Origin of the sequence: Catellatospora sp. IY07-71, assembly GCF_018326265.1 — a bacterium.
GTDB lineage: Bacteria > Actinomycetota > Actinomycetes > Mycobacteriales > Micromonosporaceae > Catellatospora.
On record NZ_AP023360.1, the window covers coordinates 481,859 to 507,777 of the forward strand.

22 protein-coding genes are annotated in these 25,919 nt (G+C 72.3%); 8 read left to right on the forward strand and 14 right to left on the reverse strand.

The window, feature by feature from the left end; translation table 11 throughout:
- Nucleotides 1-64: 64 nt before the first annotated feature.
- Genes CS0771_RS02165 through CS0771_RS02185 form a run of 5 tightly spaced genes read left to right on the forward strand, consistent with a single transcriptional unit; the run spans nt 65 to nt 5,001 of the window.
- On the forward strand, nt 65-913 hold the full coding sequence (locus CS0771_RS02165) for a hypothetical protein (protein ID WP_212839549.1): 849 nt from the start codon (nt 65-67) through the stop codon (nt 911-913).
- A complete protein-coding gene (locus CS0771_RS02170; RefSeq protein ID WP_212839550.1) occupies nt 913-1,473 on the forward strand; it encodes a DUF4129 domain-containing protein in 561 nt (186 codons plus the stop codon). The genes CS0771_RS02165 and CS0771_RS02170 overlap by 1 nt, the downstream gene beginning before the upstream one ends.
- Entirely contained in the window at nt 1,470-2,690 is a 1,221-nt protein-coding gene (locus CS0771_RS02175; protein WP_212839551.1) for a DUF4350 domain-containing protein, read from the forward strand. Before CS0771_RS02170 ends, CS0771_RS02175 begins: the two co-directional genes overlap by 4 nt.
- A complete protein-coding gene (locus CS0771_RS02180; RefSeq protein WP_203753410.1) occupies nt 2,687-3,682 on the forward strand; it encodes a MoxR family ATPase in 996 nt (331 codons plus the stop codon). The genes CS0771_RS02175 and CS0771_RS02180 overlap by 4 nt, the downstream gene beginning before the upstream one ends.
- A gap of 5 nt (nt 3,683-3,687) precedes the next feature.
- Nucleotides 3,688-5,001, forward strand: coding sequence for a DUF58 domain-containing protein (locus tag CS0771_RS02185; RefSeq protein ID WP_212839552.1), 1,314 nt, complete (start codon nt 3,688-3,690; stop codon nt 4,999-5,001).
- 290 nt (nt 5,002-5,291) lie between these two features.
- Here CS0771_RS02185 and CS0771_RS02190 read toward each other — a convergent pair whose 3' ends face one another.
- Complete coding sequence (locus CS0771_RS02190; RefSeq protein WP_212839553.1) at nt 5,292-6,272, reverse strand: stage II sporulation protein M; 981 nt, start codon at nt 6,270-6,272, stop codon at nt 5,292-5,294.
- An 86-nt stretch (nt 6,273-6,358) separates the two neighbouring features.
- Between CS0771_RS02190 and CS0771_RS02195 the strand changes: the two genes are divergently transcribed.
- Nucleotides 6,359-7,342 carry an RDD family protein gene (locus CS0771_RS02195; protein WP_212839554.1) on the forward strand — a complete coding sequence of 328 codons (984 nt, stop codon included), beginning with the start codon at nt 6,359-6,361 and terminating at the stop codon, nt 7,340-7,342.
- Between the two features lie 179 nt (nt 7,343-7,521).
- On the opposite strand, the gene ahcY is transcribed toward CS0771_RS02195, so the two are convergent.
- From ahcY to CS0771_RS02230, 7 genes are all read right to left on the reverse strand, one after another.
- Nucleotides 7,522-8,973 (reverse strand): adenosylhomocysteinase, encoded by a 1,452-nt coding sequence (ahcY, locus tag CS0771_RS02200; protein WP_212839555.1) that lies wholly within the window; start codon nt 8,971-8,973, stop codon nt 7,522-7,524.
- A gap of 377 nt (nt 8,974-9,350) precedes the next feature.
- Nucleotides 9,351-10,526, reverse strand: coding sequence for a mannose-6-phosphate isomerase, class I (gene manA, locus CS0771_RS02205; RefSeq protein ID WP_212839556.1), 1,176 nt, complete (start codon nt 10,524-10,526; stop codon nt 9,351-9,353).
- 2 nt (nt 10,527-10,528) lie between these two features.
- On the reverse strand, nt 10,529-11,467 hold the full coding sequence (locus tag CS0771_RS02210) for a cation diffusion facilitator family transporter (protein WP_212839557.1): 939 nt from the start codon (nt 11,465-11,467) through the stop codon (nt 10,529-10,531).
- A 43-nt stretch (nt 11,468-11,510) separates the two neighbouring features.
- On the reverse strand, nt 11,511-12,713 hold the full coding sequence (locus tag CS0771_RS02215) for an SIS domain-containing protein (RefSeq protein WP_212839558.1): 1,203 nt from the start codon (nt 12,711-12,713) through the stop codon (nt 11,511-11,513).
- Nucleotides 12,713-12,895 carry a Trm112 family protein gene (locus CS0771_RS02220; protein WP_212839559.1) on the reverse strand — a complete coding sequence of 61 codons (183 nt, stop codon included), beginning with the start codon at nt 12,893-12,895 and terminating at the stop codon, nt 12,713-12,715. Before CS0771_RS02220 ends, CS0771_RS02215 begins: the two co-directional genes overlap by 1 nt.
- 39 nt (nt 12,896-12,934) lie before the next feature.
- Nucleotides 12,935-14,314 carry a phosphomannomutase/phosphoglucomutase gene (locus tag CS0771_RS02225; RefSeq protein WP_212839560.1) on the reverse strand — a complete coding sequence of 460 codons (1,380 nt, stop codon included), beginning with the start codon at nt 14,312-14,314 and terminating at the stop codon, nt 12,935-12,937.
- Nucleotides 14,315-14,472: 158 nt separating this feature from the next.
- Nucleotides 14,473-15,906: an aldehyde dehydrogenase family protein gene (locus CS0771_RS02230; RefSeq protein ID WP_212839561.1), complete on the reverse strand. Its 1,434-nt coding sequence runs from the start codon at nt 15,904-15,906 to the stop codon at nt 14,473-14,475.
- Nucleotides 15,907-15,989: 83 nt separating this feature from the next.
- On the opposite strand from CS0771_RS02230, the gene CS0771_RS02235 reads away from it, so the two are divergent.
- Nucleotides 15,990-17,420, forward strand: coding sequence for a gamma-aminobutyraldehyde dehydrogenase (locus tag CS0771_RS02235; protein ID WP_212839562.1), 1,431 nt, complete (start codon nt 15,990-15,992; stop codon nt 17,418-17,420).
- A 2-nt stretch (nt 17,421-17,422) separates the two neighbouring features.
- Nucleotides 17,423-18,700, forward strand: coding sequence for a 4-aminobutyrate--2-oxoglutarate transaminase (gene gabT / locus CS0771_RS02240; RefSeq protein WP_212839563.1), 1,278 nt, complete (start codon nt 17,423-17,425; stop codon nt 18,698-18,700).
- Nucleotides 18,701-18,896: 196 nt separating this feature from the next.
- Here the strand turns inward: gabT and CS0771_RS02245 are convergent, their stop codons facing one another.
- The 6 genes from CS0771_RS02245 to CS0771_RS02270 form a co-directional block, all read right to left on the reverse strand.
- The gene (locus CS0771_RS02245) at nt 18,897-20,159 is read right to left on the reverse strand and encodes a saccharopine dehydrogenase family protein (RefSeq protein ID WP_212839564.1); all 1,263 of its coding nucleotides are present in this window, start codon (nt 20,157-20,159) and stop codon (nt 18,897-18,899) included.
- 98 nt (nt 20,160-20,257) lie between these two features.
- The gene (locus CS0771_RS02250) at nt 20,258-21,670 is read right to left on the reverse strand and encodes an FAD-binding oxidoreductase (RefSeq protein WP_212839565.1); all 1,413 of its coding nucleotides are present in this window, start codon (nt 21,668-21,670) and stop codon (nt 20,258-20,260) included.
- A 155-nt stretch (nt 21,671-21,825) separates the two neighbouring features.
- Nucleotides 21,826-22,659, reverse strand: a complete 834-nt coding sequence (locus CS0771_RS02255; RefSeq protein WP_212839566.1) for an ABC transporter permease — start codon at nt 22,657-22,659, stop codon at nt 21,826-21,828.
- Nucleotides 22,659-23,582, reverse strand: coding sequence for an ABC transporter permease (locus CS0771_RS02260; RefSeq protein WP_371821337.1), 924 nt, complete (start codon nt 23,580-23,582; stop codon nt 22,659-22,661). Before CS0771_RS02260 ends, CS0771_RS02255 begins: the two co-directional genes overlap by 1 nt.
- 1 nt (nt 23,583) lies before the next feature.
- On the reverse strand, nt 23,584-24,675 hold the full coding sequence (locus tag CS0771_RS02265; protein WP_212839567.1) for an ABC transporter ATP-binding protein: 1,092 nt from the start codon (nt 24,673-24,675) through the stop codon (nt 23,584-23,586).
- 4 nt (nt 24,676-24,679) lie between these two features.
- Nucleotides 24,680-25,918 (reverse strand): spermidine/putrescine ABC transporter substrate-binding protein, encoded by a 1,239-nt coding sequence (locus tag CS0771_RS02270; protein WP_212839568.1) that lies wholly within the window; start codon nt 25,916-25,918, stop codon nt 24,680-24,682.
- Nucleotide 25,919 lies beyond the last annotated feature (1 nt).

Below are 25,919 nucleotides of genomic sequence, written 5' to 3' on the forward strand. Positions count from 1 at the left end.
GACGCGTGGCGGGCCGCCCCTAGACTCCCCCACGTCCCGCCCGCACACCCCCTCGGAGCGACGATTGGACCGCGCCGCGACCTCGGCCGCCCGCCGGCCGCGCGACCACGCGTTGCCGTTGCGCCCGCTCACCCTCGGCGAGCTGCTCGACGCCGCCGCCGAACTGGTCCGCCGCCGGGCCGGGGTGCTGCCGGCCACCGCCGCCGTGCTCGCCTTGGCCGAGCAGGCCGTGCTGGTGCCCGGCCGCGACACGGTGGGCGTCGTCCTCAGCGCCGGGCTGCCCGAGCTGAGCAGCGGTTACTGGCAGCTGCTCGCGCTGGGCGCCGGGCTGGAAGCGCTGATCATCGTCTGGCTGGGCCTGCTCACCGGGCGTGGCGTGGCCGCGGCCCTCACCAGCCGGGTGCCCCCGAAGGGTCTGCGGGAGCGGCTGCGCGGTGCCGAGGCGGTCGCCGTGGGCGGCCTGATCGCCGCCGTGCCGGCCGCGCTGGGCGCCTTCCTCGGGCCGCTGTGGCTGCTCGGATACCCCCTGTTCGGGCTGGTCGGGGTCGTGGTCGCGGTGGAGCGGCGGGGCGCCTTCGCCGCCCTGGGCCGGGCCGCGTCGGTCGCCTTCCGGGGCGGTATGCGGGTGGCCGCGATCCGCGTGCTGGGCTACCTGTCGTGGCTGCTGCTGCGGTTCGCGTTCTACCTGGGCGCGCTGGCCGGGCTGGAGTTCCTGCCGGTCGGCCCGGAGCTGGCGGAGTGGCTGCTGGTGCCGGTGTTCGTGATCGCCAACGCGCTGGCGTACGCGACACTGGCCGCGCTGGACGCCGCGCTGCTGATCGAGTCCCGGATCCGGCTGGAGGGCCTGGACCTGTGGCTGGACCGCGCCTCGCGGCGCCGCGAGCCGACCCCCGAGATGCTGGCGGCCCGCTGATGAGGTGGTGGAACGAGGCGGCCGCGGTCTGGGACGACATGTTCGGCATCGGCTTCAGCACGCTGGTGCTGCTGTTGCTGGCGGTCGTGGTCGCGGTGCTCTGGTACACGTACCCGGCCTGGCTGCCGTCGCGCTGGAAGCTGCGCCGGGCCGCCCGCCGCGCCCAGCGGGGCCAGGACGTCGGCGAGGTGACCGGCGAGCTCGCCGACGGCGAGCAGGACGCCGAGGAGCTGCCCGAGCAGCCCGCCGAGGTCTTCCATGAGCTGGCCGACCGGTACGCCGCCGAGGGCCGCTGGGCCGAGGCGGTGCGCGAGCGCCTGCGCGCCATCGTGCGCGAGCTGGCCGAGCGCGGCGTGATCGAGCACGTGCCCGGCTGGACGGTGACCGAGCTGGCCCGCGCCGCCGTCGCCGCCCGGCCGGCGCTGGGTCCGGCGCTGGGCGACGCCGCCGCGGTGTTCTCCGGGATCTGGTACGCCCAGCGCCCGGCGTCCGCCGGGGACGACGAGCGGATGCGGGGCCACCTGGCCACCGTGCGCGAACTGGTGCGAGGTGGCCGATGAGCTCCCGGGCCGACCGGCGCCGCCGATGGCGCCTGCTGGTGCCGTTCCTGCCGGTGCTCGCGCTGCTGGCGGTCACCCTGACCGCGCACGCCGTCGAGGAGCCCGACCCGGACGAGCCCGCGTACCTGTCCCCCACCGGCGACGGCCCGGACGGGGCGCGCCGCCTCGCCGAGCTGCTCGCGGCCGAGGGCGTCACCATCCGTACCGTCACCGCCAGCGCGGACGCGGTGCGGGCGGTCGGCGACACGGCTCACCCGGTCACGCTGTTCGTGCCCGCCCCGCAGTTCCTGCACCGCACCCGGCTGAGCACGCTGGCGGAGCTCCCCGAGGGCACCCGGGTGGTGCTGGTGGAGCCGGGCGGCACCCAGGTCTCCGCCGCGCTCGACTCGGTCGGGCTGGTACGGCGGCGCTGGGCGGCGGCGGTCCGGCAGCGCGGCGCCGACTGCGCCCTCACCACCGCCGACCGGGCCGCCGCGCTGCGCAACGTGTACGCCGAGGTGTACGGCGCGCCCGCGCCGGTGCAGCTCTGCTTCGACGGCGGCCTGGCCCGGGTGCGCGAATCCGGCGGGCCCGAGTTCGTGCTGGTGGGCAGCGCCGACCCGTTCCGCGCGGCGCGCATCGACGAGCACGGCAACGCGCGGCTCGCCGTCGACCTGCTCAGCACCCATCGCACCCTGATCTGGCTGGACCTGCACCAGGCGGAGCCGCCGCCGCCCCGGCCGCGCACCCCCCGCGGCGAGCGCCCCCAGCAGTCCGAACCCGACCGCGAGCCCGGGCCCAGCCCGTACCCGGACTGGCTGTTCTGGGTGGTGCTGACGCTGCTGGCGGCGACGCTCACGGTGGCGCTGGCCAAGGGCCGGCGGCTGGGCCCGCCCGCCGTGGAGGCCCTGCCGGTCGAGGTGCCGGGCGCGGAGACCGCGCTCGGGCGCGGCCGGCTCTACCGCCGGGCGAAGGCGCGCGGGCCCGCCCTGGAGACGCTGCGCGCCGACGCCCGCCGCCGCGTCGCGGCCGCCGTCGGCCTGCCGCCCGCCACGGGCCCCGAGGAGCTGCTGCCGGCGCTGCACGCCCGGACCGGCCTCGACCCGACGCTGACGGGCGGCCTGCTGTTCGGCCCCGAGCCGCAGACCGACGAGGAACTTCACCAGTGGGCCGGGCAGCTGCGGCTGCTGGTCGAGCGGGTGACCGCAGGAACTGTGAACGAAGGAGAGCACCGGTGACCGAGCCGTTGACAACCGAGCCGCCGACGACCGCACCCGCCGCCGAGCCCGCGCGCGAGGCGCTCGGACGGCTGCGCGCCGAGGTGGCCAAGGCGGTCGTGGGCCAGGACGGCGTGGTCGCCGGGCTGCTCATCGCCCTGCTCTGCCGCGGCCACGTGCTGCTGGAGGGCCCGCCCGGGGTGGCCAAGACGCTGCTCGTACGCAGCCTCGGCGCGGCGCTGGAGCTGGAGATGAAGCGCATCCAGTTCACCCCCGACCTGATGCCCGGCGACGTCACCGGCTCGGTGATCTACGACCCGCGCAGCGCCGACTTCCAGTTCCGCCCCGGCCCGGTCTTCACGAACCTGCTGCTCGCCGACGAGATCAACCGGACGCCGCCGAAGACGCAGTCCGCGCTGCTGGAGGTCATGGAGGAGCGGCAGGTGTCGGCCGACGGGGTGACCCGGGCGCTGCCCGAGCCGTTCCTGGTCGCCGCGACGCAGAACCCGATCGAGCACGAGGGCACCTACCCGCTGCCCGAGGCGCAGGTGGACCGCTTCCTGCTGAAGCTCACCGTGCCGCTGCCCGGCCGGGACGAGGAGCTGGGCGTGCTGCGCGCCCACCACGGCGGGTTCGACCCGCGCGACCTCGGCGCGGTCGGCATCAAGGCGGTCGCCGGGGCGGCCGACCTGGCCGCCGCCCGGGCCGCGGTCGGCCGGATCACGGTCACCGAGCCGGTGCTCGGCTACATCGTGGACCTCTGCCGGGCCACCCGTGCCACGCCCTCGGTCGAGCTGGGCGCCTCGCCCCGCGGTGCGACGTCGCTGCTGGCCACCGCGAAGGCGTGGGCCTGGCTGAGCGGCCGGGACCACGTCACCCCCGACGACGTGAAGGTGATGGCCCGGCCCACGCTCCGGCACCGGCTGCGCCTCACCCCGGAGGCCGAGCTGGAGAACGTGACCGCCGAATCGGTGCTGGACGCGGTGCTCGCCTCCGTGCCCACCCCGCGGTAGCCGCCGTGCCCACCGTCCGCGCCGCGGTCCTGGTCGCGCTGTGCGCGCCGGTCGTCGGCGTGCTCTCGGCGCTGTTCGCGATCCCGCCGTGGGCGCCGGCCGTGGGCCTGCTCGGCCTGGTCGCGGCCGGGGTGCTGGCCGACTGGGCGGTCACCGCCGACCCCCGCCGGCTCACCGTGCGCCGCGAGGGCACGGGCGCGGTGGTGCGGCTCGGCGAGCAGGTGAGCACCACGCTCACCGTCACCAACCGCACCGGTGCCGACGCGCGGCTGCTGGTGCGCGACGCGTGGGCGCCGTCGGCCGGCGCGGCGCCGTACGCCCACCGGGTCGCCCTGCCCACCGGCACGACGGCCACGCTGACCACCACGCTGACCCCGACCCGGCGCGGCGACCGGCCCGCCGACCGGGTGACCGTACGCAGCCTCGGCCCGCTCGGCCTCGCCTTCCGGCAGGCCGACCACCGGCCGCGGTGGAACCTGCGCGTGCTCCCGCCGTTCACCTCGCGCCGCCACCTGCCCGAGAAGCTGGCCCGGCTGCGCACCGTCGAGGGCGCCACCGCGATCCGCGGCCGGGGCCAGGGCACCGAGTTCGACGTGCTGCGCGAGTACGTGCCCGGCGACGACGTGCGCTCCATCGACTGGCGCGCCACCGCGCGGCGGCGTGACGTCATGGTGCGCACCTGGCGGCCGGAGCGCTCCCGCCGCGTGGTGTGCGTGCTGGACACCGGCCGCACCAGCGCGGTACGCGTCGGCGACGAGCCCCGCCTCGACGCCGCGATGGACGCCGCGCTGCTGCTCGCCGCCGTCGCGCAGGAGGCCGGGGACCAGGTCGACCTCATCGCGGCCGACCACCGGGTGCGGGCCGTGGTCGCCGGGGCGCACGGGCGGGGCACCCTGCCCCGCCTGATCAACGCGGTGGCCCCGCTGCACCCGGCCATGGTCGAGACCGACTTCGAGCTGATCACCAGCGAGGTGCTGCGCCGGGAGCGCAAGCGCTCGCTGGTGGTGGTGTTCACCGCCCTGGAGCCCGGCGCGCTGGGCGAGGGCCTGCTGCCGGTGCTGCCGCGGCTGGCCGCCCGGCACCGGGTGCTGATCGCCACGGTGCACGACCCCGCCCTGGTCGAACTGGCCGCGACCCCGCTGCACGGCCCGAACGAGGTGTACGCCGCCGCCGCCGGCACCCGCGCCCTCGCCGACCGGGAACGCCTCAGCACCGCACTGACCAGGCACGGTGTGGACGTCCTCGACTTCCCCGCCGACATCTTCGCCAGCCGGGTCACCGACGCCTACCTGGCCCTGAAGGCCGCCGGGAAACTCTGACCGTCCATCTCGGCGGCGGCGGCCAAGATCGCGGTCTCGTGTCACAAAGTGCGCCTGGACCACAGGTTCCGACACGAACCGGCGATCATCACCGCGCGGGTCGCCCGGCGGCGGCAGGAAGATCGCCACCTGGTGTCAGAAAGTGCGGTCCAGGCGCACTTTCTGACACGAGACACCGATCTTGCCCCCGGCGGCACGGCGGCACGGCGGCACGGCGGCACGGCGGCACGGGCCGCCGGCACGGCCCGGCGTGGCTGGCCTGGCGCGGTCGGCACGGCCCGGCCGCCGGATCAGGGCCGGGTCGGCAGGGCCGCGTCGAGGACCAGGTCGCCGCGCTCGGCGCGGCGGCCCAGCACCAGCACGTAGCCGAGGAAGGCACCCCACACCAGCACGCCGATGGCGTCGCGCACCAGCAGCGGCAGGAACGACGGCGTCACGAACGCCTCCAGGACGCCCGCCACCGCGAACACCCCGACCAGACCCAGCGCGGCGTGCATACCCTGACGCATCGCGGCGGCCAGCGACTGCCCCCGGGTCAGCACCGGCCCCGGCACCACCCAGGCCCAGCCGATCCGCAGGCCCACCCCGGCGGCCACGAAGATCCCGGTCAGCTCCAGCAGCCCGTGCGGGGCGATGAGCCCGAAGAAGACGTCCGCCCGGCCGTGCCCCACCATCAGCCCGCCGACCAGGCCCACGTTGAGCGCGTTCTGCCAGAGGAACCAGGCCACCGGGACCAGCAGCACCCCGGAGGCCAGGCACTGCGCCGCGATCCAGGCGTTGTTCGTCCACACCATCAGCCCGAAGCTCGGCGCGGTGTGCTCGCTGTAGTAAGCCTCGAACTCGAACTCGACCAGGCGCTCGATGTCCGCCGCGCTCATGCCGAACGACTCGGCGACCCCCGGGTCGCTGTTGACCCACATCCCCACGGCGACGGCGGCGAGCACGAAGCAGACCGTGGTCCCGTACCACCAGCGGCGCGCCCGGTAGAGCGACAGCGGCAGGTCGTACGCGAGGAAGCGCGGCACGCGCCGCCAGTCCACGGGCGCGGCGCCGGTGATCGTCGCGCGGGCGGTCAGCACCAGCCGGGACAGCTCGGCCACCAGCGCCGGGTCGGGCGTGCGGCTGCGCACCACGGACAGGTGGGTGGCCACCCGCTGGTAGAGCAGCACCAGCTCGTCCGCCTCGGCCGCGGTGGGCTTGCGGCGCCGGCTCAGCATCTCCAGCCGCCGCCACTCGCCACGATGCTCGGCGACGTACGCGTCCAGGTCCACCGCTCGTTCCTCCCGGAGTTCTCCGCCGACCGGGAGCAGCCTAACGGGGACCGTCGAGCGGTGCGTGCCTGTGATTCACTGTGCCGATGCGGCAGGGGCGTGAGGCGGCGGACGGCACCGCCACGGGGCTGGTCAGCGGTGAGGCCGTGCACCTGGAGGTGCGCCTGGCCCGCGCCGGGTCACGCACGCTGGCCCTGATGCTCGACGTCCTCGCCCAGGTCATGGTGGCGATGCTGCTGCTCCCGTTGCTGACTTTCGGCTTGATGCTGGTGCTGGGCCCGGACACGGCCAACGTGACGTCCGCGTACATCCTGACGATCGTGCTGGTCGCGGTGGGTTACCCGACGCTGCTGCTGGCGCTGACGCGCGGGCGCACGCTGGGCAAGCTGGCGATGGGCCTGCGGGTGGTGCGCGACGACGGCGGCCCGATCACGCTGCGCCAGTCGTTCACCCGGGCGCTGGTCGGCGCGACGCTGGAGTGGCCCGGCCTGCTGCTGGCGGTGGGCTGGGTGGCGAGCCTGGCCGTGCTGACCGGCTCGCCGCGCGGCAAGCGGCTGGCCGACATGGCGGCGGGCACCCTCGTGGTGCACGACCGTACGCCGGAGAGCTGGGGCTGGGTGCCGAGCATCCCCCCGCCGCTGGCGCAGTGGGCGACCACGCTGGACCTGACCGGGCTGGACGACGAGCTGGCGCTGGCCGCCCGCCACTTCCTCGCCCGCAGCCGCGGCCTGCGCGACCCGCACCGGACGCGCCTGGGCCACGCGCTGGCCACCGAGATCGCCGCCTGCACCACGCCCGCCCCGCCGCAGGACACGCCGGGCTGGGCGTACCTGGCCGCGGTCGTCGGCGAGCGGCACCGCCGCGCGGCGGCCCGGCTGACCCGCGACCGGGCCAGCCACGCGCTGCTCTGGCCGGAGCTGTTCACGCCCGCGCAGACGGTCCCGCAATCCAGGCAGCCGGCCGCCCGGCCCGGCATCCCCGCACAGTCCGGCTCACCGCCGACAGCCGCGTCCAGCGCCCCGTCGACACCCACCGGTGCGGCGCCACTGCGTTCCGCCGCTCCCCGCTGAGCGGGGCTTTCACGCCCGGCACGCCTGACTGCGCGTCATCCAGACGAGCACGCCCGCCTTTGCTCTGCTTACAGATACGCGACGGTTGCGTATCTGTAAGCAGAGCAAAGGCAAAGCCGAAGCTCCCGCCCGGCTGGCAGAACAGCGGGGCGGGAGCTTCGATCGAGCAGCTTCCAGGCTCAGTACCGGTAGTGGTCCGCCTTGTACGGGCCCTCCACGGGCACGCCGAGGTACTCGGCCTGGGACTTGGTCAGCTCGGTGAGGCGCACGCCGAGCGCGGCCAGGTGCAGCCGGGCCACCTTCTCGTCCAGATGCTTGGCCAGCGTGTAGACGCCGATCGGGTACTGGTCGAGCTTGGTGAACAGCTCGATCTGCGCGATCACCTGGTTGGTGAAGCTGTTGCTCATCACGAACGACGGGTGGCCGGTCGCGTTGCCGAGGTTGAGCAGGCGGCCCTCGGACAGCACGATGATCGAGTGGCCGTCGGCGAAACGCCACTCGTCGACCTGCGGCTTGATGTTGATCCGCTCGACACCCGGGGTCTTCTGCAGCCCGGCCATGTCGATCTCGTTGTCGAAGTGGCCGATGTTGCCGACGATCGCCTGGTGCTTCATCCGGCTCATGTGGTCGGCCGTGATGACGTCCTTGCAGCCGGTCGAGGTGACGAAGATGTCGGCGGTCTCGACCACGTCCTCCATGGTGGCGACCTGGTAGCCGTCCATCGCCGCCTGCAGCGCGCAGATCGGGTCGATCTCGGTGACGATGACCCGGGCGCCCTGGCCGCGCAGCGACTCGGCGCAGCCCTTGCCCACGTCGCCGTAGCCCGCGACGACCGCGACCTTGCCGCCGATCAGCACGTCGGTGGCGCGGTTGATGCCGTCGATGAGCGAGTGGCGGCAGCCGTACTTGTTGTCGAACTTGCTCTTGGTGACCGAGTCGTTGACGTTGATCGCCGGGAAGAGCAGCGAGCCGGCCTGCTGCATCTCGTAGAGGCGGTGCACGCCGGTGGTGGTCTCCTCGGTCACGCCCTTGATGCCGGCCGAGATGGTCGTCCACCGCTTGGCGTCCTCGGACAGGGAGCGCTGCAGCACGCCGAGGATGATGGCGTACTCCTCGGAGTCGGCGCTCTCCGGCGACGGGACCGCGCCGGCCGCCTCGAACTCGACGCCCTTGTGCACCAGCAGCGTGGCGTCACCGCCGTCGTCGAGGATCATGTTCGGGCCCTCGTTGCCCGGCCAGCGCAGGATCTGCTCGGTGCACCACCAGTACTCCTCCAGGGTCTCGCCCTTCCAGGCGAAGACCGGCACGCCGGCGGGGGCGTCCACGGTGCCCTCGGGGCCGACCGCGATCGCGGCGGCGGCGTGGTCCTGCGTGGAGAAGATGTTGCAGCTGGCCCAGCGCACGTCGGCGCCCAGCGCGACCAGCGTCTCGATCAGCACCGCGGTCTGCACGGTCATGTGCAGCGATCCGGCGATGCGTGCCCCCGCCAGCGGCTGCGCGGACGCGTACTCGCGGCGTACCGCCATCAGGCCGGGCATCTCGTGCTCGGCGAGCTGGATCTCCTTGCGGCCGAACGCCGCGAGGGACAGGTCGGCGACCTTGAAGTCGCCGGGGGCAAGGGTGCGGGCCATAGATGAACTCCCAATCGGTCGGCTGACCAGTGCGTGCTACAGCCTACGCCGGGCCGTCCGGAGGGATGGGCACCGCCTGTCCCCGTGGGTCGGCCGTCTCATACGTGTGGCCCGGTTCCCGGGCGGACCCTCCGCAACGGGAACCGGGCCACACTCCCCCCGGTTTGGTTCCTCCGCGCGCGCTCGGCTGTGTTGATCCCGATAACGCTGCGTGGTTAAAAGGCTACACTCCGCGTTTCCGCTGTCAAGCAGAACCGTCGAGTCGTACGGCGCGCCGCGGCGCGACACGTCGGGGGTACCGAAAAACAGCCCGCCGGTTGAGAAACGGGATTCGTTTTCAACCAGGCGGACCGTCGTCCGTTGTGGAACAGGGCCGCTCAGAGCGAGGCCAGATACGCCTCGCCCGCGCCCGAGAAGATCATCTTTCCGCCGTCCGCGGCGCCGAACGCCGCGTCGCCGCCGCCCAGCCGCGCCGTGCCCGCGCTGTCGGCCACGGTCACCTCGCCCGCGACGCAGAACGCGGTCCGCGGACCCGCCGGGTCCAGTCGCGCCTCGCCCACCGCGCCGTCCAGCCGCACCCGGTGCAGCCGGAAGTCGTCGACCGGCACCGACCAGGTCACCACGCCCGGGGCGACCGGCTCCGGGTCGCGGACCGGGGCGTGCAGCGGCTCGAAGCGCAGCACGCGGAGCAGCTCCGGCACGTTCACATGCTTGGGGGTCAGGCCGCCGCGCAGCACGTTGTCGCTGGCCGCCATGATCTCGACACCGGCCCCGCGCAGGTAGCCGTGCAGGTTGCCGGCGGGCATCCAGATGCCCTGGCCGGGCGCCAGCACCACGTGGTTGAGCAGCAGCGACACCAGCACACCCACGTCACCCGGGTAGTCGGAGGCGAGCAGCCGCACCAGGCCGCGCGGCCCGCCGCCGGCCGGCCCGTCCGGCAGGTTCCCGGACGCCGTGACAGCCTCCTCGACCAGCTCCGCGCGGGTGTGCGCGGGCCAGGACAGCAGCGCGCGCACCGCCTCGCGCAGGTCGCCCACGGCCAGCGCGCCGACCACCGGCTTGAGCGCCATGACGCCCAGCGCGTCCACCAGCTCCGCCGACTCCTCCGCCGGCCGGAACCCGCACAGCGCCTCGAACTCGGTGTACGCCACCAGCAGCTCGGGCTTGTGGTTGCCGTCGACGTAGCTGCGGTGGGCGGCGTCGCGCGGCACCCCCGCGGCGTCCTCCGCGGCGTAGCCGTCGGCCGCCTGGCGCGCGTCGGGGTGCGCCTGCAGCGACAGCGAGCGCTCCGCGGCCAGCAGCTTCAACAGGTACGGCAGGCGGGCGCCGAAGCGCCCGAGCGCCTCGGCGCCGAGCAGGTCGCCCGGCGCCGAAGCGATCACGTCGGCCAGCTGCGCGCCCTCGCCCTCCACCAGGGAGGAGCAGTCGGGATGTGCGCCGACCCACAGCTCGGCCTCGGGTCCCTCGCTGGGCACGGGGCGGCCCTGGACCCGCGCGATGACCTCGCGCGAGCCCCATGCGTAGGGCCGGATCCGGTTGTGGAGTCGGCGCACACTCAGCCCTTCTGGTAGTAGATGTCCGGCTCTAGGTAGATCACCCGAGCGATCGGCACGGCCGCCCGGATCCGGGCCTCCGCCGCGTCGATGCCCTTGGCGACCTCGTCCGCGGTCTCGTCGTGCCGGACCGCGATCTTGGCCGCGACCAGCAGCTCCTCCGGGCCGAGGTGCAGGGTGCGCATGTGGATCACGCGCTCCACCTCGGGGCCGTCGACGATCGCCGCGGCGATCGCCTTGACGTCCTCGTCGGTCGCCGACTCGCCGAGCAGCAGGCTCTTCGTCTCGATCGCCAGGATGATCGCGATGACCACCAGGAGCAGGCCGATCATCATAGTGCCCGCGGCATCCCAGAGGCCGTTGCCGGTGATGAGGGTCATCGACACGCCGATCAGGGCGAAGATCAGACCCACCAGCGCGCCGAGGTCCTCCAGCAGGATCACCGGCAGCTCCGGCGCCTTGGCCCGGCGGACGAACTCCTTCCACGACGCCTTGCCGCGGACGGCGTTCGACTCGACGATCGCGGTCCGGAAGGAGAACGACTCCAGGATGATCGCGACGACCAGCACGGTCACCGGCAGCCACTGCCAGCTGGTGATCGCGCCCTTGGTCGGCGAGTGGATCGCCTCCTCGTACTTGTGGAACGCCTCGTAGATCGCGAACAGACCGCCCACGCTGAACAGGACGATCGACACGATGAACGCGTAGATGTAGCGTTCCCGGCCGTAGCCGAACGGGTGCAGCGGCGTCGCCGCCCGCTGGGCCCGGCGGCCGCCGAACAGCAGCAGCACCTGGTTGCCCGAGTCGGCGACCGAGTGGATCGCCTCCGCCAGCATCGACGACGAGCCGGACAGGGCCCACGCGATGAACTTCGTGATCGCGATGCCCACGTTGGCCAGCAGCGCCGCGACGATCGCCTTCGTCCCGCCGCCCGCGCTCACGCCCGCGCTCCGTACATGTAGTTGTTGAGCTCGCCTCGCCTGCTCACTTGCGCAACTGCTCCTTCAGCTCCGTGACGGCCGGCACCGCCATCGGATCCAGGCCATGCCCGAGGCCGAGGTAGACCGAGGCGAAGTCAGTCGCCGCGACCAGTGAGGCGAACCGCTCCAGCGCCGATCCGCCCTCGGCGGTGAGCACGTCCACCTCGATCCCGCGCCTCGCCGCGATGTCCTGCACCACCTCGGCTCGCCGGTCCGTCGTCTGCGCCGCACTGTTCTCGTCGGCGAGACCACCGTCGCACAGCAGCACCACGCGCAGACGCGAGGGGTCCTCGGTCACGCCGTCAAGGTCAGGATCAGCGAAGATGTCCCGCTCGGCCGCCGCCAGCGCGCCGAACACGCCGTCGAGCAGACCCACCCGGCCGCGCCCGGCCTCGCCGAGCGCGTCGGTCACGATGGGATAACGGGCGTTGGCCGACAGCATGTCGCCGAAGCGCACCGCCGCGACCGCCGCCAGCGGCGAGTCGCCCCAGATCACCGGCACCGAGCCGGCCAGGTTCAGGGCCAGCGTCTTGGCCCGGTTGACGAACGTCTCCGCGGTCGGGCGGCAGCGGTCGGCCTCCTGGTCCAGCCGGGTCGCGCTCTCCGCCAGGTCCGCCTCGTTCACCTTCACCAGGCCCAGCGCACGCGCGGTGAGCAGCACCGGGACCGTCAGGCCCCACAGGTTCGCCCGCGCCGCGCCGCGGCGCGGCACCGGGATGAACGGCGCGCGGTAGCGCTCGGCCACCGACTGCAGCGGCGAGCCCGGCGCGCCGATGCCGATCAGCCGGGCCCCGCGGCGGCCCGCCGCCTCGGCCACGGCCAGCGCCTCGGGCGAGCGGCCCGAGGCCGACACGGCCAGCACCACGTCCGCCGCGCCGATCCAGGCCGGCACCTCCACGCTGCGGTGGGTCAGCACCGGCACGAGGCAGCGCGGTCCCGCGATGGTGGTCAGGATGTCGCCGGTACGCGCCGCGGTGCCCGCGCCGACCACGACCACGGCCCGCGGCCGGCCCTCGTCGGCCAGGTGCGTCAGGTCCACCTCGGCGGTCAGCGAGGTCGCCTCGCGCACCTGCGCCCCGGCCGACGCGATCGCCCGGAGCATGCCCCCGGGGTCGCGCGCGGCCAGGGCCGGTGCGTTGTCCAGCAGCGCCTCGTCGAAGAAGCGGTTGCCGCGTACGCCCGCGGCACCGTCGATCGGAGCACCCATCACTCACCCGCCGGGGCGTCGAGCACCTCGTCGAGCAGCAGCACCGGCAGGCCATCCCGGACCGGGTACACCCGGCCGCAGGAGGTGCAGGTCAGCGTCTGCGCGTCGGGGTCGTGCCGCAGCGGGGCGTGGTCCTCCGCCGGGCAGGCGAGCACTTCGAGCAGTTGCGGGGCGAGCGACACGTCAGGCTCCTTCAGATCGCCGGCTGAGCGAGGAACAGCCTACCCACGGACCAGCTTCAGCACCTCGTCGCGCAGCTGCGACATCCGCTCCTGCGTCGGGGCCTCGACGTTCAGCCGCAGCAGGGGCTCGGTGTTCGACGCGCGCAGGTTCACCCAGGCGCCGTCGTCGAACGCGACGGTCAGCCCGTCCAGCTCGTCCTGCTGCTCCCCGGCGAAGTGCGAGCGCACCTGGGCCAGCTTCGCGCCCTGGTCGGCCACCACCGAGTTGATCTCGCCAGAGGAGATGTAACGCTCGTAGCGCCGCCCCAGCTCCGACAGCGGGCCGTCCTGCTCGCCCAGCGCCGCCAGCACGTGCATCGCGGCCAGCATGCCGGTGTCGGCGCCCCAGAAGTCGCGGAAGTAGTAGTGCGCCGAGTGCTCGCCGCCGAACACCGCGCCGGTGCTGGCCATCTCCGCCTTGATGAAGGAGTGGCCCACCCGGGTGCGCACCGGGACGCCGCCCTGCTCGCGCACGATCTCCGGCACCGCCGCCGACGTGATCAGGTTGTGGATGATCGTGGCGCCCGGGTACTTGGCCAGCTCGCGGGTCGCGACCAGCGCGGTCACCGCGGACGGGGACACCGGCGCGCCCTCGGCGTCCACCACGAAGCAGCGGTCGGCGTCGCCGTCGAAGGCCAGGCCCAGGTCGGCCCCGTGCTCGCGCACCGCCGCCTGCAGGTCCACCAGGTTCGCCGGCTCCAGCGGGTTGGCCTCGTGGTTGGGGAACGAGCCGTCCAGCTCGAAGTACAGCGGCACGATGTCCAGCGGCAGCGCGGGCAGCACCGCGTCGCCGAGCACCGCGGGCACCGTGTATCCACCCATGCCGTTGCCGGCGTCGACGACCACCTTCAGCGGCCGGATCCCGCTCAGGTCCACCAGCGTGCGCAGGTGCGCCGCGTAGTCGGCCAGCATCTCCCGCGACTCGATCGTGCCGCTCGGCGCGGGCAGTGCCTCACCCGAGTCGAGCAGCTGCTGAGCCCGCTCGCGGATGGCGGACAGCCCGCTGGCCTGGCCCACCGGCTTGGCTCCGGCGAAGCACAGCTTGATGCCGTTGTACTGGGCCGGGTTGTGGCTGGCGGTGAACATGGCGCCGGGCAGGTCGAGGATGCCGGAGGCGTAGTACAGCAGGTCGGTCGAGCCGAGACCGGCGTTGATCACGTTGACGCCTTCGGCGCGTACCCCGTCGGTGAAGGCCTTGACCAGCGCGGGGCCGGACTCGCGCATGTCGTGCGCGACGACGACGGTGCCGCGGTCCTCCCCCAGGTCCTTGAGCGTCTGCGCGAACGCCCGGCCCAGCGCGCCGGCCACCGGCTCGTTCAGCTGGTCCGGCACGGTGCCGCGGACGTCGTACGCCTTGACGATCTGGGACAGGTCAGACACGGCTTCTCCTCAATCTCGACCAAACGCCTCACCCTAACCACCGCACGTTACGTACCCAGGACCGGCGCGCGAACCACGTCACTCGGGAGAAAGCCGCCCCCGTGCCGCCGTCGCAGCATGGGGGCGGCAGCCTGGCGGAACTGTCGCGATGTGGGCAGTCAGAGCTGGAGACCCGTGAGGACCATCACGCGGGGATCGGTGTAGTCGTCCATGGCGCTGCGCAGGCCCTCGCGGCCGGTGCCGGAGCCCTTCACGCCGCCGTACGGCATCTGGTCGGCGCGGAACGACGGCACGTCACCCACGATCACCCCGCCCACCTGCAACGTCGCGTGCGCCGCGAACGCCGTCTGCAGGTCGCTGGTGAAGACCCCGGCCTGCAGGCCGAAGGCCGAGTCGTTGACGGCCGCGAACGCGGCCTCGTCGGAGTCGACGACGGACACCACGAGCACCGGCCCGAACACCTCGTCGCAGGCGACCTTGGCGTCGGCGGGCACGTCGGCCAGCACGGTCGGGGCGTAGTTCGCGCCGTCGCGGACCCCGCCGACGAGTACCCGCGCCCCTGCGGCGACCGCTTCCTCGACCCAGCTCTCGACCCGCTCCGCGGCGGCCTCGTTGATCAGCGGGCCGACCTGGGTGTCGGCCGCGGCCGGGTCGCCGGTCTTCAGGCCGCGCACCGCCTCGACCAGCTTCGGCAGGAACGCTTCGGCCTGGTCGCGGTGCACGATGACCCGCTGCACCGCGATGCAGCTCTGCCCCGCCTGGTAGTTGCTGAACAGCGCGATGCGCTGCGCCGCCCAGGACAGGTCGCGGTAGTCGCCGCAGACCACGGCCGCGGCGTTGCCGCCCAGCTCCAGCGTGACGTGCTTGTGTGGCACGGCCGCCTGGATCGCCGCACCGACCGGCCCGGACCCGGTGAACGAGACCACCGGCAGCCGCGGGTCGGCGGCCAGCGCCGCCGCCCGGTCGTTGGGCACCGGAACGATCGAGAACATGCCCGGGGGCAGGTCCGTCTCCGCCAGCAGCTCGCCGAGCAGCAGCGCGGACAGCGGGGTGGCCGGGGCGGGCTTGACCACGATCGGCGCGCCGACCGCGATCGCCGGGGCGACCTTGTGCGCGACCAGGTTCAGCGGGAAGTTGAACGGGCTGATGCCCAGCACCGGCCCCTTGGGGAAGCGGCGCACCACCGCCATGCGCCCGGCGGCGGCCGGGTCGGTGTCCAGCCGCATCAGCTCGCCGGAGAAGCGGCGCGCCTCCTCGGCGGCCCAGCGGAAGGTGGAGGCGGCGCGGCCCAGCTCCGCCCTGGCCCACATGAGCGGCTTGCCGTTCTCGCCGGAGATCAGCGCGGCGATCTCGTCGCCCCGCTCGGTCAGGCGGCGGCTGACGTGGTCGAGGGCGGCGGCGCGGGCGGCGGCGGGCAGCCGGGCCGCTTCCGGCGCGGCCTTCGCCGCTGCGGCGACCGCGGTTTCGACCTGCGCAGGCGTAGCGTTGGCGGTCTGACCGACCACCCGCCCGTCATAGGGGTTACGGATGACGACGGTGTCGTCGCTCGACTCCGGGGAGCCCGCGATCCAGTACGGGGTCTGATCGGCCATATGCCCACCCTACTGCACGAAAACAGTTGCTCAAGACCCTTGCTGGTTGCGGATTTCGTCGCGAGGATAGCCCTATGCCACCGATGACAGAGAAACTGGCCAACTTCATCAACGGAAAGTACGTGGCCCCCGTGGACGGCGGCTACGCCGACCTGGTCGACCCGTGCACGGGTGAGGTGATCGCGAGCGCGCCCGTCTCCGGCAAGCAGGACGTCGAGGACGCCATGGCCGCGGCGGCCGCGGCCTTTGAGACCTGGCGCGACACCACGCCGAGCGAGCGCCAGAAGGCCCTGCTGAAGATCGCCGACGCGGTCGAGGCGCGGGCGGACGAGCTGGTCGCGCTGGAGAGCCGCAACACCGGCAAGCCGCTGCACCTGACCGCGAGCGAGGAGCTGCCGCCCGCGATCGACCAGCTCCGCTTCTTCGCCGGCGCCGCCCGGCTGCTGGAGGGCCGCTCCGCCGGGGAGTACATGACCGGCCTGACCAGCTACGTGCGCCGCGAGCCGATCGGTGTGGTCGCGCAGGTCACGCCGTGGAACTACCCCCTGATGATGGCCGTGTGGAAGTTCGCCCCGGCGATCGCCGCGGGCAACACGGTGGTGCTCAAGCCGTCCGACACCACGCCGATGTCGACGCTGCTGCTGGCCGAGATCGCCGCCGAGTTCCTGCCGCCGGGCGTGCTCAACGTGGTCTGCGGCGACCGGGACACCGGCCGGGCGCTGGTCGCGCACCCGACCCCGGCGCTGGTCTCCATCACCGGCTCCACGCGAGCCGGTTCCGAGGTCGCCGCCTCGGCCGCGCCCGCGCTCAAGCGCACCCACCTGGAGCTGGGCGGCAAGGCCCCGGTGCTGGTGTTCGACGACGCCGACGTGGCCGCCGCGGCCGAGGGCATCGCCATCGCCGGGTTCTTCAACGCGGGCCAGGACTGCACCGCCGCCACCCGGGTGCTGGTCACCGAGGGGGCGTACGACGCGTTCGTGGAGGCGCTCACCGAGCAGGCCCGCAACCTCAAGACCGGCGCGCCCGACGACGAGGACGTGCTCTACGGCCCGCTGAACAACGTCAACCAGCTCGCCCGGGTCACCGGCTTCATCGAGCGGCTGCCCGCGCACGCCCGGGTCACCACCGGCGGCGAGCGGGTCGGCGACCGGGGCTTCTACTTCGCCCCGACCGTCGTGGCGGACCTGCTCCAGGGCGACGAGATCGTCACCGACGAGGTGTTCGGCCCGGTCATCACCGTGCAGAAGGTCGCCGACGAGGCCGAGGCGCTGCGCTACGCCAACGACTGCCGCTACGGCCTGGCCTCCAGCGTGTGGACCGCCGACCACGGCCGCGCGATGCGCCTGAGCAAGCGGCTGGACTTCGGCTGCGTCTGGGTGAACACGCACATCCCGCTGGTCGCCGAGATGCCGCACGGCGGCTTCAAGCAGTCCGGCTACGGCAAGGACCTGTCGGCCTACGGGCTGGAAGACTACACCCGGGTCAAGCACGTCATGCACAGCATCGGAGAGTGATCGTGAGCTCCTCCTCCGAGATCCACGCCCGGCGCGCCGGTGCCGTCGCGCGCGGAGTCGGTTCGACCCTGTCGTCGTACGTGGACCGCGCCTCCGGCGGCACGCTGACCGACGTCGACGGGCGCGAGTGGATCGACTTCGCGGCCGGGATCGCCGTCACCAACGTGGGCAACAGCGCCCCGGCCGTCGTCGCGGCGGTACGCGAGCAGGTCGAGCGCTTCACGCACACCTGCTTCATGGTGACGCCGTACGAGTCGTACGTGGCCGTGTGCGAGCAGCTCAACGAGCTGACGCCGGGCGGCTTCGAGAAACGCTCGGCGCTGTTCAACTCCGGTGCGGAGGCCGTCGAGAACGCCGTGAAGATCGCCCGGTACGCCACCGGGCGGCAGGCGGTGATCGTGTTCGAGCACGGCTACCACGGCCGGACGAACCTGACCATGGCGCTGACCGCGAAGAACATGCCGTACAAGCACGGGTTCGGGCCGTTCGCGCCGGAGGTCTACCGCGCGCCGATGTCGTACCCGCTGCGCGACGGCCTGACCGGCGAGCAGGCCGCCGCCCGCGCCCTCGACGCGATCACCACGCAGGTCGGGGCGCAGAACGTGGCCGCGATCGTGATCGAGCCGATCCAGGGCGAGGGCGGCTTCGTGGTGCCCGCGCCCGGCTTCCTGCCCGCCCTCGCGTCCTGGGCCTCGGCCAACGGCGCGCTGTTCGTGGCCGACGAGATCCAGACCGGGTTCTGCCGCACCGGCGACTGGTTCGCCAGCGAGCACGAGCAGGTGGTGCCCGATCTGATCACCACGGCGAAGGGCATCGCGGGCGGCCTGCCGCTGGCGGCGGTCACCGGCCGGGCGGAGGTGATGGACGCGGTGCACGTCGGCGGGCTCGGTGGCACGTACGGCGGCAACCCCATCGCCTGCGCCGCCGCCCTGGCCTCCATCGAGACCATGCGCGAGCTGGACCTGGCCGCCGCGGCCCGCCGCATCGGCGGGGTGCTCACCGACCGGCTCACCTCGCTGGCCGCCAAGTATCCGCAGATCGCCGAGGTCCGCGGCCGTGGCGCGATGGTCGCGATCGAGCTGACCCGCCCCGGCACCCTCGACCCCGACCCGGTCCTCACCGGCGCGGTCAACAAGGCGTGCCACGCCGCCGGCCTGCTCACCCTCACCTGCGGCACCTGGGGCAACGTCTTCCGCTTCCTCCCCCCGCTCGTCATCTCCGACGACGACCTGGACCGCGGCCTCACCATCCTCGACCAGGCCTTCGCCACCACCACCTGATAAAAGGAAGGGCACCTTCTTAACGCTATGCGTAGAGGAAGGTGCCCTTCTTAACGCCCGTCCGCCCCACGGTGGACCTGGGCCACCGGGCAGCCACGCCAAGATCGCGACTTCGTGTCACAAAGTACGGCCCAGCCCTAGGTCTGGACACGAACCAGCGATCATGGCGCCCTGAAGGGCCGCGGAGCGGATCACGTCAGGCCGCGATCTGCTCCCGGGCGGGCTGGGGCAGCGCCCGGAACGGCTGCTGGTCGCGCATGCCCCAGGGCGAGCCGTACGCCGTCAGCAGGTCCAGGAACGGCACCGGGTCCAGCGCCTCCGGGCCGAGCACGCCGGTGCCCTGCCACGCCCCGCCGGCGAGCAGTTCCAGCGCCACCACGGGGTTGACCGCGGTCTGCCACACCACGGCCTGGTGGCCGTACTCGCGCATGGACCACTCGTTGTCGACGACGTGGTAGAGGTACAGCTCCCGGGCCTTGCCGTCCAGGCCCCTGCCCTTGACCCAGGTGCCGGCGCAGGTCTTGCCCTTCATGAGGGAGCCGAGCGTGGCCGGGTCGGGCAGCTGGGCGGCCAGCACGTCCCGCGGCGACACCATGACCTGCGACTTGCCGCCGCCGATGGCGATCGGGCGGGTGGAGTCGAGGCCGAGCTTGTGCACGGTCTTCAGGATCTCGATGAACTCGGTGCCCAGGCCGTACTTGAAGGTGACCCGCTTGGCGTCGACCCAGCGCGGGATGAGCAGCACCTCCTCGTGCTCCACGTTGACGCACTCGACCGGTCCGATGCCCTCCGGGAAGTCGAACACCTCGGGCTCGCTGAACGGGGCGGTGGTGAACCAGCCGCGCTCGCGCTCCCAGACGATCGGGGGGTTGAGGCATTCCTCGATGGTGGTCCAGATGGAGAACGACGGGGCGAAGTCGAACCCGTCCACGGTGATGTTGGAGCCGTCCCGCACCCCGATCTCGTCGATCTCGGCGAACAGGTGATCGGCGGCGTAGCGGGCGAACACGTCGGACAGGCCGGGTTCCACACCGATGCCGACCAGGGCGAGCCGCCCGGCGGCCGCCCACGCGACGGCCTTGCCGAACTGCTCCTCGCCGAGCATCACCCCGGTCTTGGCGTACGGCTCGGTCGGGTGCGGGCGGGACAGCGACATGGCCATGTCGAGATAGTCCGCGCCGGCCTCGAACGCGCCGTCGAAGATCGGCATCACGAAACGGGGGTCGACCGCGTTCAGCACGTGCGTGATGCCGTGCGTGCGGCACAGCTCGGCCACGTCGCGGGCCTGCGACGCGTCGAGCCTGGCCGCGACGAAACGGTCGTCGAGCCCGGAGACGGCGCGCTGGGCCCGCTCCAGGGAGTAGTCCGCTACGACCATGAGCTGGAAGAAGTCACGGCGAGCGGCGATGGCGGCTGCTGCACTGCCGACGCCACCAGCGCCGACCAGCAGGATACGCATAAAAGTCCCTTCAACGTCGTGGCGGACATTCGCCACGAAAGGTGCGTTATTCACGTGTGTTTCTCCCGCGTCCCCACGGAGGGACGCGGGACGGGGGGTCAGGAGTCGAAGCCGAGCCCGGCGTGGTCCAGCGTGCGCAGCCAGAGGTTGCGCCGTCCCTGGTGCTCGTCGGCGCGCGCCAGCGACCAGCGGGTGAGCTGGATGCCGAGCGAGCGCAGCGGCTCCGGGGGCAGCGGCCAGGGCTTGGAGCGGACGAAGTCCAGTTCCGTGCGTGCCGTGGCCACACCGCTGAGGTGGTCGAGCATCACCTGCGCGCCGAAGCGGGTCGCCCCGACGCCCAGCCCTGTGTAACCGGCCGCATAGGCCAGCCGCCCGCCGAAGGCCGTGCCGAAGAAGGCGCAGAACCGGGTGCAGGTGTCGATCACCCCGCCCCAGCTGTGGGTGAACCGAAGCCCCTCCAGCTGCGGGAACGTGGTGAAGAAGTGCTCGGCCAGCCGGTCGAAGGTGGCTTCTCGCTGTTCGAGGGTGGGCGCGATGCGGTTGCCGAAGTGGTAGATCGCGTCGTACCCGCCGAACAGGATCCGGTTGTCCGCGGTGAGCCGGTAGTAGTGGAACTGGTTGGCCGAGTCGCCCAGCCCCTGCCGGTTGGCCCAGCCCAGGTCACCGAGTTGCGCCGGGGACAGCGGCTCGGTCATCAGGGCGTAGTCGTACACCGGGATCAGGTAGCGCTTGAGCTTGCGCAGCAGCGGCCCGAAGGCGCTGGTCGCCAGCGCGACCTTCGCCGCGCGCACCTCGCCGTGCGGCGTGCGCAGGGTGAGCCCGTCGCGTCCGCTGCTCAGCCCGAGGACGGGGGTGCCCTCGTAGATGCGCACGCCCAGCGACAGGCATGCCTGGCGCAGGCCCCAGGCCAGCTTCGCCGGGTCGAGCATGGCCACCCGGTCGCGGTCCCACCAGCCGCCCAGGTAGGTGGGCGAGTCGACCTGCGCCCGCACCTGGTCGCGGTCGAACAGCTCGGCCTGGTAGCCCATCGAGCGGGTCAGCTCGTAGGACTCGTGCAGCCAGTCCAGCTGGTACGCGGAGGTGGCCACCTCCAGCTCACCGGTGCGCTCGAAGTCGCAGTCGATGGCGTACCGGCCCAGCGTGTCCTCGATCTGGTCGAGGTTCTCCCGGCCGAGCCGTTCCAGCTCGGTGATCTCGTCCGGGAAGCGGTCCACCCCGTTGGCGAGCCCGTGGGTCAGGCTCGCGGAGCAGAAGCCGCCGTTGCGTCCGGAGGCGGCGTGGCCGCACACCCCCGATTCGAGCAGGACCACGTCGGCCGACGGGTCGCGCTCCTTGGCCAGCAGGGCCGTCCACAGGCCGCTGTAGCCTCCCCCGATCACCGCCAGCTGCGCGGTGGTCGCGCTGGTCAGCGGGGGCACGGGTGCCGGCCGCTCAGGCCGGTCCGTCCAGTACGGCGTCGGCGACGCATCCGCAAGCGCCGACGCCCACAGTTTTGATCCTTTGGCCCGCATGAGCCGATCTCCTCCTTCTGCTACCCGGGAGCGGGTGACGCTCCTTTTTCCTGATTAATCCCCTGATAAACGGAATGTCCGGGGATGCCAAACGGCCGCCGAGCCGGACCCTCCACGATCAGGCGTGGAGGCCGGGTCGGCGGCCGTTCAGAGAATTAGGAAGTCGCCGCGCGGCGGGCGGAGCGGCGGCGGTTGCGCAGCTGGCCCGCGATGACGAACGCGAACGAGATCAGGAACATGGCACTGGCGATGGCGTTGACCTGCGGCGGGATGCCGCGCAGGTTGGACCCCCAGATGAACATCGGGAAGGTCTCGTAGCCGCTGGTGCCGGTCACGAAGTTCGTGATGATGAAGTCGTCGAAGCTGAGCGAGAACGCCAGCAGCGAGGCCGCCACGATGCCGGGCAGCACGAGCGGCAGGATGACCAGACGGAACGCCTGCCACGGCGTCGCGTACAGGTCCATCGCCGCCTCCTGCAGCCTCGGATCGAGCCCGGCCAGCCGTGCCTTCACGGTGACCACCACGAACGATATGCAGAACATGACATGCGCGATGAGGATCGTCAAGAAGCCCAGCGGCACCTGCCACCCTATGAACAGGGTCAACAACGAGGTGCCCATCACGATTTCCGGCGTGGCCATCGGCAGGAAGATCAGGGTGTTCGTGCCCTTTCGCCCGAAGAACCGGTATCTCACCAGCGCGAACGAGATGAGCGTGCCCAGGATCGTGGAGATCAGGGTGGCCCCGAACCCGATGTAGATGCTGCGCAGCAGCGCGTCGCAGATCCCGGCCGCGCCGCACATGTCGGTCCAGTTGTTCCAGGTGAAGTCGAACGTCTGGAGGTCGAGCACGTAGGTGGTGTTGCGGCTGCCCGGCTGGTTGAACGACAGCAGGAAGATCACCGCGATCGGGACGAACAGGTACAGCAGGATCAGCAGGCCGACCAGCAGCACCCACTTGTCGGCGAGCCAGCGCCACAGCGCGTGCATCAGACCACCTCGTCCGTGCCGGCGGTGCTGACGTAGACCGTCACCAGCACCAGGATCGTCACCATCAGCATGACCGACAGCGCCGACGCGATCGGGTAGTCGTTGACCACCAGGAACCGCGACTGGATCACGCTGCCGATCATCTGCGTGTTCGGCCCGCCCAGCAGGTTCGCGTTGACGTAGTCGCCGGCCGACGGGATGAACGTCAGCAGCGTGCCCGCCACCACGCCCGGCAGGGACAGCGGCAGCGTCACGCGCAGGAAGCTGCGCACCGGCCCGTGGTAGAGGTCGCGCGCGGCCTCCAGCAGGCGTACGTCCAGCTTGTCCAGGCTGGCGTAGAGCGGCAGCACCATGAACGGCAGGAAGTTGTAGACCAGGCCCGCGATCACCGCGAACTCGGTCGCCAGCAGCCGCCCGTCCGGCCCGAGCAGGTGGGCCCACTTGAGGAAGTCGACCGCCGGCCCGCTGTCGGACAGGATCGCCTTCCACGAGTAGGTGCGCACCAGGTAGCTGGTGAAGAACGGCGCGATCACGCCGACCAGCATGAGGTTCTTCCAGCGCCCGCCCTTGATCGCGATGGCGTACGCGAGCGGGTAGCCCAGCGCCAGGCAGATCACCGTGGTGATCAGCGCGTACCAGAGCGAGCGCAGGAACTGGACGTGGAACATCTCCCACGCGTCGGCGTAGTTGCTCCACGACCAGTCGAACACGTAGCCGGTCTCGATCGACCCGGCCGGGTTCCACAGGCTCGCCATGAACAGCTGGACCACGGGGTAGACGAAGAACACCGCGAGCCACAGCATGCCCGGGGCGAGCAGCGCGTACGGGATCCAGCGCCGCCGCCGCATCCCGGCCGGCGGTTCGACCGGGACCTCGGCGGCGACGGCGCTGCCGCCCGACGCGGTGGGAAGGAGGGCCGCCACGTCAGCTCCCCACGAGGAACGAGTGCGCGGGCAGCCAGTGCACCGCCACCTCGGCCCCCGGCGCGGCCGGGGAGGCCAGGCCCGAGTTCGGCACGAACACGGTCAGCTCGCTGCCCCACGGCGCCCGCACCAGGTACTGCGTGGAGACGCCGGTGAACGAGGTGTCGGTGATGACACCGCGCACCGCCGCGTGGCCCGAGGGCACCGCGTCCAGCCCGTCGCACAGGTGCAGCTTCTCCGGGCGTACGCCCAGCAGCGCGCTGCCGGAGGTGACCCGGCAGCGGGCCGCGGGCAGCGCCAGGCGGTTGCCGTGCGCGTCGACTGTGACGTGGCCGTCGGTCTGCCCGGTCACCTCGGCCGGGATCAGGTTGGACTGGCCGAGGAAGTTGGCCACGAACGCCGAGGCGGGGAACTCGTACATCTCGGCGGGCGCGCCCAGCTGCTCGATGCGCCCGGCCTGCATCACCGCGACCGTGTCGGCCATGGTCATGGCCTCCTCCTGGTCGTGGGTGACGTGCACGAAGGTGATGCCGACCTCGGTCTGGATGCGCTTGAGCTCGATCTGCATCTGGCGGCGCAGCTTCAGGTCGAGCGCGCCCAGCGGCTCGTCGAGCAGCAGCACCTCGGGGCTGTTGACCAGGGCCCGGGCCAGCGCCACCCGCTGCTGCTGCCCACCGGACAGCTGCGCCGGGCGGCGCGGCCCGTAACCGCCGAGCTGGACCAGGTCGAGCATCTCCGCGACCTTGCGGTCGGCGTCCTTCCTGCCCACTCCCTTGCGCCGCAGCCCGAACGCCACGTTGTCCGCGACGCTCAGGTGCGGGAACAGCGCGTAGCTCTGGAACACGGTGTTGACCGGCCGCTTGTAGGGGCGCATCCGGGTGATGTCCAGGCCGCCGAGCGTGATCCGCCCGGCGGTCGGCTCCTCCAGACCCGCCACCATGCGCAGCGTGGTGGTCTTGCCGCAGCCCGACGCCCCCAGCAGGGCGAAGAACGAGCCGTCCGGGATGGTCAGGGTGAGGTCGTCGACGGCGGTGAAGCCGCCGAACGTCTTGGTGACGTTCTCGATGCGGAGATCCTGGTTCTGGCCCTTCACCCAGTCACGCCCCGATCGCTGCCTGGAACTTGCCCTGGTACTCCTTCTCCTGCGCCTCGGTCAGCGGCATGAAGATCTTGGTCTTCGCCTGCATCGCGGCGTCGGGGAAGATGAGCGGGTTCTCGGCGAGCTCGGGGTCGATGTCCTTCATCGCCTCCTGCGCGCCGGCCACCGGGCACACGTAGTTGACGTACGCGGCCAGCTCGGCGGCGACCTTCGGGTCGTAGTAGTAGTCGATCAGCGCCTGGGCGTTGCTCGCGTGCGTGGCGGTGACCGGGATCAGCATGTTGTCCGACCAGAGCATCATGCCCTCGTCCGGCGCGATCAGCTTGATCTTCGGGTTGTCGAAGCCGAGCTGGATCACGTCGCCGGACCACGCGATGCACGCCGCGATGTCGCCCTTGGCCAGGTCCTGCACGTAGTCGTTGCCGGTGAAGCGGCGGATCTGGCCGGAGCTGACGCCGCCCTTCAGCTTCTCCAGCGCCGCGTCGAAGTCGGCGCCGGTGAAGTTGCCCGGGTCCTTGCCGATCGACAGCAGCATGAAGCCCATGGTGTCGTGCATCTCGGTCAGGAAGGTGACCTTGCCCTTCAGGTCGGGGCGGGTCAGCAGCTCGTCGACCGTGCGCACCTCCTTGGTCACCCCGGTGTTCACGCCGATGCCGGTCAGGCCGGACTGCCACGGCGCGGCGTACTCCATGTTGGGGTCGAACTGGCGGCCGCGCAGCGACGGGGCCAGGTTCTTGGCGAACGTGGCCACCTTGTCGGGGCTGAACTTCTGGGCGAAGCCGTTGCGGATGAACGTCGCCGCCATCCAGTCGGTGAACACCACCAGGTCGCGGTTGATCGTCTGGCAGGCCGTGAGCTGCTGGCGGATCTTGCCGTAGAAGTCGTTGTTGTCGTTGATGTCGGCCGTGTACTCGACGTCGAGGCCGGTCTTCGCCTTGAACGCGACCAGCGTCGGGTGGATCTCCGGGTTCTTCTCGTCCTCGTCGATGTAGGCCGGCCAGTTGGAGAAGAGGACCTTGCGCTCGGTCGCCGACAGGTCCTGGGTGGTGCACTTCGGGCCCTCGGACTGCGTGCCGGTGGCGTTGCCGTTGGTGCCCTTGGTGCCGCAGGCGGCCAGCGCCCCGCCCGCCGCCGCGAACGCGCCGGCGGCGAGGGTCCCGCGCAGCACGTTCCGGCGGGACGGCATCGCCGACAGCACAGCCTGGGCCTGGGGGGAGAGTGGTATGCGACGAGCCATC